The organism is Methylibium sp. T29, assembly GCF_000576205.1.
Taxonomy (GTDB): domain Bacteria; phylum Pseudomonadota; class Gammaproteobacteria; order Burkholderiales; family Burkholderiaceae_C; genus Methylibium; species Methylibium petroleiphilum.
Map to the genome: position 1 here is coordinate 1 of NZ_AZND01000173.1, position 7,326 is coordinate 7,326.

At 72.3% G+C, this 7,326-nt stretch carries 6 protein-coding genes and 3 pseudogenes; 3 read left to right on the plus strand and 6 right to left on the minus strand.

Features of this window, described 5'->3' with window-relative positions; all coding sequences use genetic code 11:
• From x551_RS24565 to x551_RS16275, 3 genes are all read left to right on the plus strand, one after another.
• The coding region (locus x551_RS24565; protein WP_173402819.1) for a nicotinate-nucleotide--dimethylbenzimidazole phosphoribosyltransferase at nucleotides 1-174 on the plus strand (174 nt) is incomplete at its 5' end.
• On the plus strand, nucleotides 171-872 hold the full coding sequence (locus x551_RS16270) for an adenosylcobinamide-GDP ribazoletransferase (protein WP_253950401.1): 702 nt from the start codon (nucleotides 171-173) through the stop codon (nucleotides 870-872). The genes x551_RS24565 and x551_RS16270, both read left to right, overlap by 4 nt.
• A complete protein-coding gene (locus x551_RS16275; protein ID WP_253950402.1) occupies nucleotides 869-1,597 on the plus strand; it encodes a histidine phosphatase family protein in 729 nt (242 codons plus the stop codon). Before x551_RS16270 ends, x551_RS16275 begins: the two co-directional genes overlap by 4 nt.
• On the opposite strand, the pseudogene x551_RS16280 reads toward x551_RS16275, so the two are convergent.
• The 6 genes and pseudogenes from x551_RS16280 to phaZ form a co-directional block, all read right to left on the minus strand.
• Nucleotides 1,559-2,110, minus strand: a pseudogene (locus tag x551_RS16280) (VOC family protein); the annotation flags it as partial. The gene x551_RS16275 and the pseudogene x551_RS16280 sit on opposite strands and share 39 nt — an antisense overlap.
• Nucleotides 2,111-2,203: 93 nt before the next feature.
• Nucleotides 2,204-3,136 (minus strand): DUF2145 domain-containing protein, encoded by a 933-nt coding sequence (locus x551_RS16285; protein ID WP_036249553.1) that lies wholly within the window; start codon nucleotides 3,134-3,136, stop codon nucleotides 2,204-2,206.
• Nucleotides 3,133-3,600 carry a hypothetical protein gene (locus x551_RS16290; RefSeq protein WP_051495629.1) on the minus strand — a complete coding sequence of 156 codons (468 nt, stop codon included), beginning with the start codon at nucleotides 3,598-3,600 and terminating at the stop codon, nucleotides 3,133-3,135. The genes x551_RS16285 and x551_RS16290 overlap by 4 nt, the downstream gene beginning before the upstream one ends.
• Nucleotides 3,601-3,666: 66 nt before the next feature.
• Nucleotides 3,667-4,304, minus strand: a pseudogene (nth, locus tag x551_RS16295) (endonuclease III).
• Between the two features lie 139 nt (nucleotides 4,305-4,443).
• Nucleotides 4,444-5,130, minus strand: coding sequence for an electron transport complex subunit RsxB (rsxB, locus tag x551_RS16300; protein ID WP_036231182.1), 687 nt, complete (start codon nucleotides 5,128-5,130; stop codon nucleotides 4,444-4,446).
• Nucleotides 5,127-6,367: pseudogene (gene phaZ, locus x551_RS16305) on the minus strand (polyhydroxyalkanoate depolymerase). Before phaZ ends, rsxB begins: the two are co-directional and overlap by 4 nt.
• Between the last annotated feature and the right edge of the window lie 959 nt (nucleotides 6,368-7,326).

Genomic DNA, 7,326 nt, shown 5'->3' on the forward strand with positions numbered 1-7,326 from the left:
CTGGCGCACCTGGGTGCGCGGCCGTTGCTGGCGCTGGACCTGCGGCTCGGCGAAGGCTCGGGCGCGGCGCTGGCCTGGCCGCTGGTGGTCGGCGCGGTGGCATTGCTCGACGGCATGGCCTCGTTCGAAAGTGCCGGAATCAGCGGGCGCGATGCGAGCGCCGCGACCGCATGAAGCCCGTCAAGCCGCGCCTCGCCCACGAACTGCGCCTGCTGCTGCTGGCCTTGCAGTTCTTCACCCGCGTGCCCGTGACCGGCCGGCTCGCAGCGTGGATGGGTTGGGATGCGGCGTGGCTGAACCAGAGTGCGCGCTACTTCCCGCTGGTCGGCGCCTTCGTCGGCGCCATTGCGGCGCTGGTGTTCGCCGTGGCGGCCCTGCTGTGGCCGATGTCCGTGGCCGTGGGCCTGTCGATGGCTGCGACGATCCTGCTGACCGGCGCCTTCCACGAGGACGGCTTCGCCGACACCTGCGACGGCCTCGGCGGCAGTGCCGAGCGGGCCCGCGCGCTGGAGATCATGAAGGACTCGCGCATCGGTGCCTACGGCGCCATCGGGATCGTCGTGATGCTGGGGCTGAAGGCGCTGGCGCTGATGTCGCTGCCGCTGGGCTGGGCGCTCGCGGCGCTGTGCGTCGCGCACACGCTGTCGCGTGCCGTCGCGGTGAGCCTGAACTGCGGGTTGCCGTATGCCGGTGATCCCGCGCACGCCAAGGCCAAGCCGCTGGCGCAGCAGGTGTCGGTGGGCAGCTGGGCGGTGGCTTGCGTGTGGCCGCTGGCGTTGATCGCAATGTTCGCCGCGGCACGTCACGGCAGCGACTCGTTCGCGCTGCCGTCGCCGCAGCCTGGGCGGCGGCGCTGGTCGCTGCCGCGATGACCGGGCTGGCCTGTGCGCGCTGGTTCCGCCGTCGGCTGGGCGGCGTGACCGGCGACACGCTGGGGGGCGTCGCAGCAGCTCAGCGAGCTGGCGGTCTACCTGGCCATGTTGGCGATGCTGGGGCGATGAGCGTCGATGCTGAGCGTCCGGCGCCGCTGATGCACGCCTGGCGCCACCCGGCGCCGAAGGGTGCCGCGGGCCGCTGCATCGGCGCCCGCACGGACCTGCCGGTCGATCGCCGCAAGGCCAAGCGGCTGGCGCACCGCATCCGCGCGATCGCGCGCCGCGAGGGTCTGCCGCGTGCGGTCGCGACCTCGCCGCTGGCACGTTGCCGCGACGTGGGCCGCTGGCTGCGGCGCTTCGGCTTCCGTCACGTGGTCGATGCGCAGCTCGCCGAGCTGGACTTCGGCCGCTGGGACGGGCGCTGCTGGGAGGCGATCGACGCGGCCGAGATCGCGGCCTGGTCGGCGGACCTTGTCGGTCATGCGCCGGGCGGCGGCGAGTCCGTGCGAGTGTTGCTGTCGAGGGTGCGGGCGGTGCACGCGCGGGCGCCCGCGGCGCTGCTGGTCACGCACGGTGGCTGGCTCTCCGCCGCGGTCTGGCTGGCGCTCGGTGAGGCGCACGCTCCGACGGCCGCCACGTGGCCGAAGGCGCCGGGCTACGGACGTCGGGTGGCCCTGTGGCGTCTACAGGCCCCGGCGCTCCACCGCCCCTCGGATCGGTGACATCGGCACGTGCTCCCGTCGCACGAGCAGGTCCGACGCGGGCGTCCCGGCCGCCAGCCGCGCGAGCCAGTCGTCCGGGTCGAACTCGACGCCCAGCGGATTGGCGGCATACACCGGCCCGCGCATGAAGGCGTTGGCCTCTTGCTTCGAGGCGAAGGCCTCCACCTGGAACTCCATCTGGTTGCCGTCGGGGTCGGCGTAGTACATCGACACCGTCACGCCGTGGTGGACGCACCAGTAGGGCGTGATGCCCAGCGACTTGAGCTGCACGTAGTTCTCGAACAGGTCGTGCAGCGAGGCGTAGCCGTAGGCCACGTGATCGATGCCGATCAGGCCGGTCTTCTCGGTCTCGCCCTCGGGCTGCAGCAGTGCCAGATTGGCGAATGCGAAGCGGTGGTGCTCGTCGTCGTAGGTCAGGAAGGCCAGCGCCGGACTCTGCTGCTGGATCCGGGCGTCGAACACGACCCGGTACCACGCCAGCATCTCCTCGAAGCGGCGGGTCCGGTAGAGAACGTGCGCAAGCTTGCCGGGGCGGACGGCGGGTCATGGCGATGAGCCTCCTTGCGGTCTCCGGCCAGGATGGTAGAACCGAACGAGGCCAGTCGCTCAGTCGAGTGCGACCACCCGGTCTCCCGGTCCGGGCTCGCAGGCCGCTCCGATGGGCTGCCAGCCGCGGCGAACGACGACCTGCCGTTCGTCGTGACAGAGCTCGATGCGCTCGGCCTCGGGCAGCCGCCTGTGCACGAAGGCCTCGATCGACGCCGGCATGCTGATGTGGAACTGCAGCGCATAGCGGTCCTCGGCGGGATGGTCGTCGAGGTGCACCCAGGGCACGAAGTGCGCGGCGAACATCAGCAGCTGCGAGCCGACCTGCAGCGGCGCCGGCGCGTAGCCCTGTTCGGCCAACCAGGCCTGCGCGCGGGCGCGCGCTTCGGGGCTGCCGTCGCGCCCACGGTCCAGCGCGCCCCAGGCCGTGGCCAGCAGCTCCATCACCCACTGGTTGCAGTTCTGGTAGCGCAGGCCGTAGGGGTGCGCGTTGGCGCTGTAGCGCTCCGCCAGCAGGCGCAGCGCGAGCGCCTTGTCGAGCGCTGCGCGTTCCAGCGTCGCCGCCTCGGCCGGCGGCGGCAGCACGATGGACACATGGCCGATCGCCGGATCGTCGGTGCCGAACAGGAAGCCGGCGAGCCCCTGGTCGTAGAGCCGGGGCCGCGATTCATCGCAGGCGTAGTAGAGCTGGCGCACCGACCAGGGCCCGTTCTCGCTGGCTTGCAGACCGATGCCGGCATGCGAGTAACGCACGTCGAAGCGGCTCAGGTCCAGGCCCGACCGAGAGATCAGCGCCACCGTGCGGCCGGAGGTGTCGAGCTCCTGCCGCACCACGGCGGCGAAGCGCAGCAGCCGGTCCTGCTGCCGAGCGGTGAGCGAGGTGGGGCGGTCGCAGAAACGCGAGGCGTCTGACGGTGCCGCCAGTGCACCGCCGGCCGCCGCGCCGGCCCATAGCCCGGCCGCCAGCGCCCTCGCGCGCCGCCGGGCCGTCAAAGCGCCACGGCGTGCGGCGGCAGCTCGCGTTGCCAGTCGTCGCGCAACACCAGGAAGAAGGCTTCGCGAGTCTGCGCGAGCGCGAACTCCAGCCCGTAGGGGCGGTGGCGTGCGCTGAGCACGTCGCCGCGACCCAGGCGGTGCTGCGCGAGCGTCTGGCGCGGCACGTCGAGGAAGAAGGCGCGCGCGTCGTCGCGCGGCAGGGCCGCCTGCAGGGTGAGCCGCAGCAGGCCGGGGCGTTCGGGCAGCTCGGCGACCTCGAGGATGCGGTAGTCGCCTTCGGCCACCTCCTTGTCGCGCGACGAGCTGTTGCTCGAACCGTGCAGCGAGTCGGACACGCTGCCCGACGAGGCGGAGCCGGCGCTCGAGGCCGACGACGCGAAGCTTTCGGCGCGGCCGGCGGTCGCGGCGGCGGCCAGGCACAGCAGGGCGAGGCCGGCGCGCAGGGTCGGCGTGAAGGTCATCGAGGGCTCCGGTTGGAAGTGCGGCAGATGCTGTGGTGAGGGAGGATAGCCTGCAGACGCGGCCGGTCAGGGCCGGGGGGGCTTGGGCCGGAAGTCGCACACGTCCGCGACCGCGCAGTCCCAGCAGCGCGGCTTGCGCGCCTGGCACACGTAGCGGCCGTGCAGGATCAGCCAGTGGTGCGCGTCTTCCAGGTAGGCCGCGGGCACGCGCTGCAGCAGCTTCAGCTCCACCGCCAGCGGCGTCTTGCCCGGCGCCAGGCCGGTCCGGTTGCCGACCCGGAAGATGTGGGTGTCGACCGCCAGCGTCGGTTCGCCGAAGGCACGTTCAGCACCACGTTGGCGGTCTTGCGGCCGACGCCGGGCAGGGCCTCCAGCGCCTCGCGCGAGCGCGGCACCCGGCCGCCGTGCCGCTCGATCAGCAGGCGGCAGGTCTCGAGCAGATGCTTCGCCTTGCTGCGGAACAGGCCGATGGTCTTGATGTGCTCGATGACGCCGTCGAGGCCGAGCGCCAGCATCCGCTGCGGCGACGGCGCCACCGCGAACAGCCGCCGAGTCGCCTTGTTCACGCTCACGTCGGTGGCCTGTGCCGACAGCAGCACGGCGGCCAGCAGCTCGAACACCGAGCTGTAGACCAGTTCGCTCGCCGGCTGCGGATTGGCCGCCTTCAGGGTGGCGAAGAAGGTCTCGACATCGGCAGGCTTCATGGCCGAGCATTCTGGCAGGGGCCGGGGGCGGCGGCCGGGGGCTCACCTGTATGCATCGGCCGAGCGCCGGGCCGCCCCAAGCCGGCCGAGAACCCCGCGGGGGGTGGCCGCGGTACGCCGCGGCCTGGGGGCTCTCACATCAACGCCGCGCGCGTGCGCGCGCCATCGCGGCTTCGATGACGGCGCGCTTGCGGGCGGTCTCGTCGGCGTTGCCGGGCTTCGTCTCGGTGTCCAGGTGGGCCAGCTTGTGCGCGGCCTTCGCGGCGAGCCGCTCGTCGTGCTCGCGCCGTGCCCGCTCGCGGCGTCGGGTGGTCGCGGTGTAGCGGGCGCGCGCCGCGTCGGCCTCGGCCGGCGACCAGGCGGCCCAGCCGGTGGTCTGCGTGGCGTCCTCGAGCGAGATGCAGTCGACCGGGCACACGGGGATGCACAGCTCGCAGCCGGTGCACTGCGATTCGACGACGGTGTGCATCTGCTTGGCCGCGCCGACGATGCAGTCCACCGGGCAGGCCTTGATGCACAGCGTGCAGCCGATGCACCAGGTCTCGTCGATCACGGCGAGCCGGCGAGGGCCCTCGCTGCCGTTGGCAGGGTTCAGCGGCAGCGCCGAGCGGCCGGTCAGCGCCGCGAGCCGGACGATGCCTTCCGCACCGCCCGGCGGGCACTGGTTGATGTCGGTGCGTCCGGCGGCCACGGCCTCGGCATAGCGCCGGCAGTCGGGTTCGCCGCAGCGGGTGCACTGCGTCTGCGGCAGCGCGGCGTCGATCGCGTCGGCCAGCGCTGCCTGCCGCGCGTCCGGCGCGTCGGCGGGGCGCTGGAGCGCGTTCACTTGTGGTGCTTCGCGATGAAGTCGCGGATCTCGGGGTAGGCGAAGTCGCGCCAGCGACGGCCGGCGAAGATGCCGTAGTGGCCGGCGCCCTTGAGCTCGTAGTGGCGCTTGCGAGCCTTGGGGATGCCGGCGCACAGGTCCACCGCCGCGGCGGTCTGGCCGGCGCCCGAGATGTCGTCGAGCTCGCCTTCCACCGTCAGCAGCGCGGTGGTCTTGATGTCCTGCGGGCGCACCGGCTCGCCCGCGACGCGCCAGGTGCCGTTCACCAGCGCGAAGTCCTGGAACACGGTCTTGATGGTCTCGAGGTAGTAGTCGGCCGGCATGTCGAGCACGGCGTTGTATTCGTCGTAGAACTCGCGGTGGGCGTCGGCGCTGTCGTCGTCGCCTCGCACCAGGTCGAGGAAGTAGTCGTAGTGGGCCGTCATGTGGCGGTCCGGGTTCATCGCGACGAAGCCGCTGTGCTGCAGGAAGCCCGGGTAGACCAGCCGGCCCGCGCCCGGGTAGTTGGGCGGCACGCGGTAGATCACGTTGTGCTCGAACCACTCGATGCTCTTGTTCATCGCCAGGTTGTTCACCGCGGTCGGCGACTTGCGGGCGTCGATCGGGCCGCCCATCATGGTCATGGTGCGCGGCGTCTTCTCGCCGGCGCTCGCCAGCAGGGACACCGCCGCCAGCACCGGCACCGTGGCTGGCACACCGAGATCACGTTCACCGTCGGGCCGATGTGGCGAATGAACTCCTGCACTTAGTGCACGTAGTCGTCCAGGTGGAACAGGCCGGCTTCGGCCGGCACCATGCGGGCGTCGATCCAGTCGGTGATGTAGACCTTGTGGTCCTTGAGCAGCGTGCGCACGGTGTCGCGCAGCAGCGTGGAGTGGTGGCCCGACAGCGGCGCCACGACCAGCACGCTGGGCTGGTCGCGCATCCGGGTCAGCAGTCGGGCGTCGTCGGTGTAGCGCTTGAAGCGCAGCAGCTTGCAGAAGGGCTTCTCGATCGCCACGTTCTCCTGCACCACCACGTCGATGCCGTCGACCTGGATGCTGGTGATGCCGAACTGCGGCTTCTCGTATTCCTTGGTCAGCCGGTGGATCAGGTCGAAACCGGCCGACAGCCGCTGGGCCCCGGGGCCCTGTGCGAAGGGGGAGAGCGGGTGGCTGTAGAGCTTGGACGAGGCGCTGGCGAACTCTGAGAACGGGCTGAGCAGCGCGCGCTGGGTCTCGTAGAGCTGATAGAGCATGGAATTCCCCGGAGGCGGATCGTTCGGCCCGCGGATGCCACCGAGCGGTCGCCGTTCGGCAGGCCGCAAACGTGCACCGTTGGTGCGCTGCAGCAGTGTAGGAGGAAAGCGCCCGACCGGTGCATGGAGGCCAACCCGCAGCTCGGTGGGGCCGAACTGCACCAAAGCGTGACAGTTTTGCGGTCGTTTCGGGTGCAGGGGCAGCCGATGCCTAGCGCTCGCGTTGGCTCCAGCCCCGCTGCCCCCCTCGCCGCCGCCGCCGCGGCGCTCACCGCCCCCGGCGCCGCGCTGCTCGTTCACCGATTCGCGCCCGCGTTGCTGCTGTTGCTGGAGGGGCTGGCGTGGTTCGCGGGCCTGGGGCATCGGTTGCGGCGGGGGATTGGGCACCACCACCTGCGGACGGGGCAGGGCCTGCGGTGCGGGCACCGGCACCGGCCGCGGGATCGCCTGGGGAGAGGGCGTGGCCTGTGGCAGCGAGAGCTGCGGTCGGGGCACGGGCTGCGTGGGCGCCGCACCCCCAGCGTCGGGTCGTGGGATGCGCTGGCCGTGCGGGCCGCGCTCGGCGCTGCCCGGGTCGACGTAACTGCGGCGGCCGCGATCGTCGCGGTCGTCACCGCGCGGTGGGCCGGGTTCGCGCTGGGCCGAACGTGGGCGGTCGGCGGCGTCACGTCCGTCCTGCATGGAACCGGTCCGTTCACCCGGCACGATCGCCGGCCGAGGTTGCGGGACCACCGGGGTCCGCTGCACATTCGGAGGTCCGGCCGCTGGGATACCGCGGCCCGGGACCGGCATCGCCGCCGTCGGTTCGCCCTCGTCACGGCGACGGTCCTGGCCCATCGGCGGCGGACGTTGCGCCGAGCCGCCTGGGGCAGGGGTCATCGACGGCGCGTCGTCTCGCGTGCCGTACACCGGCGCGCGCCGGGGCTCCTGAGGACGCTGGGCGCGGCCGGTGTCGGCAG

Coding starts and splice junctions, on each gene's coding strand:
- x551_RS16270 (WP_253950401.1), top strand. CDS start 171: ATGAAGCCCGTCAAGCCGCGCCTCGCCCACGAACTGCGCCTGCTGCTG.
- x551_RS16275 (WP_253950402.1), top strand. CDS start 869: ATGACCGGGCTGGCCTGTGCGCGCTGGTTCCGCCGTCGGCTGGGCGGC.
- x551_RS16290 (WP_051495629.1), bottom strand. CDS start 3,600: ATGACCTTCACGCCGACCCTGCGCGCCGGCCTCGCCCTGCTGTGCCTG.